The organism is Paenibacillus naphthalenovorans (assembly GCF_900099895.1).
In the GTDB taxonomy this organism is placed as follows: Bacteria; Bacillota; Bacilli; order Paenibacillales; family NBRC-103111; genus Paenibacillus_G; species Paenibacillus_G naphthalenovorans.
The window spans coordinates 1-1,977 of sequence record NZ_FNDY01000077.1; the positions used below are offsets into that span (position 1 = coordinate 1).

General features: G+C 52.2%; 1 protein-coding gene. It reads left to right on the plus strand.

What is annotated here, in order from left to right; translation table 11 throughout:
* Window positions 1–529 precede the first annotated feature (529 nt).
* Complete coding sequence (ltrA, locus tag BLT35_RS25995; protein WP_074730231.1) at window positions 530–1,834, plus strand: group II intron reverse transcriptase/maturase; 1,305 nt, start codon at window positions 530–532, stop codon at window positions 1,832–1,834.
* Window positions 1,835–1,977 lie beyond the last annotated feature (143 nt).

The following is a 1,977-nucleotide window of genomic DNA, read 5'->3' on the forward strand; positions in this document are numbered from 1 at the left end:
GCGCGCCTAGCCAAGCTAGGCACAACTAGCCGGTGCAAGTCCGGCCGAGGTAAGAGCCAAGTCGCCTCGTAGCTGACGGGCAACTGGTGGAGAGATCCTAAGGTTGAAGCCCCGTGACAAAGTAACTCCCATAGGGAGTGCGAGCAAAACAGCAGGCCGTAACATGAAGTGAATCCTGCCGCATCGTCAAAAATCACCTGCAAAGGACAAGAGAGAGCCGAGCCCCGGTGAAATGGGCGAAGGCCATGGAACGTGTGAAGACCTTGGAAGCGCAGCACGGAAGAACTCTCCGGTGTATGGGGAACGGCATGCTGAGAAAGTTGTGTCTGGAACTAGGGAGACCCTACCCTGCACGGCAAATGCCGTAAAGAGCGACCCTATAAGCCCGAAAGGTGAAGTGGGAAGCTGCAGGAAGGGAGTCGGAGGGGGCCATACTACCTGCGAAGTGAGGACAACAAAACCTCATGGAGGGAAGGGCGCCGAAAGGCAATACCCCACTTTGTTCACGTGCCAGAGGAGGTAAGAGTCAGTGAATGCAGTAAACCCTGCTAACGACGCCAAAGCAAAAGCTCGACAACTCCAAAACGCACTATACCTTGCGGCCAAGGGAAATCCGAGGCGGCGATTTCACGCGCTGTACGACAAAGTGCACCGCGGCGACATTCTTTGGGAAGCATGGAAACGGGTCAAGGATAATGGCGGGAGCGGTGGAGTAGATGGCATGACCATCTACCACATCGTTAAGGAGTACGGGGAAGAGCGTTTCGTCAGCGAAATTCAAGATGCCTTAAGGAACGGCAAGTACCATCCACAACCCGCAAGACGGAAGGAGATACCGAAGCCGGACGGGAAAATGCGTCCACTTGGCATCCCTGTCATACGGGACAGAGTCGTACAAATGGCGACGAAAATGGTCATTGAGCCGATCTTTGAAGCAGACTTCAAGGACTGCTCTTATGGTTTTAGACCGAACCGGAATCAGCACGATGCCATTCGTCATATTCGGCGGGCCGTCAAGAAAGGCGTATACTGGGTCGTGGACGTCGACATCACCGGCTATTTTGACAACATCCCGCACGAGAAGCTGATGCAACTGGTGGAACAACGCATAAGCGATCGCCGGGTGCTGAAGCTGATTCGCAAGTGGCTCAAAGCGGGATTCATGAAAGATGATCAGTTTCATGAAACCGAACTCGGAAGTCCGCAGGGCGGCGTTATTAGTCCGCTTCTTGCGAACATTTACCTGAATTACCTGGACACGATCTGGGAAAAGAAGTTCAGGGAAACCGGAACACTGGTGCGATATGCCGATGACCTTGTCATTCTGTGCAAAACCAAAGAACAAGCATTGAGGGCGATAGACGTCCTCAAAGCGGTATTCGGAAAGCTGGAACTGGAAATGAACAGGAAGAAGTCCAAGCTCATCAACCTGTGGGGAGATGAACAGGGATTCGACTTTCTGGGGATGCACCACCGGAAGATACCGAAGATGATGAAAGGGAATAAAGAGGTCTCGATTCTTCGCAGCTATCCGTCCAAGAAAGCGATGAAGAACATGAGACAGAGGGTGAAGGAAACAACCGAGCCGCGCAACCGCCTGCACTGGACGATGAATCGGATGGTGGAAGAACTGAACCCCAAGATACAAGGGTGGAGGAACTACTACAAGCTCGACTCCTTTGCCGATCGATTCCTGAACAAAATCGACTGGTACATCCGAAAGCGTCTTACCCTGTTCTGGAACAAGAAGCACAATCGTCGAAACAAACAGTGCAAGTCCAGGCAAGCGGCCATAGTGGCACAACTTGCGGGACTTAAGAAACTAGCCAACTAAGGAAAGTACCGTAACGCCGAAGGAAGAAGAACATCGGAAAGCCGGATGAGGGAAAACCTCATGTCCGGTTTGATGAAGGGGGAGCTGAAAAAGTAAAAGGAGGGCTCTCGCCCCCCAATGAAATTTCAGTTCTCTACTCTACA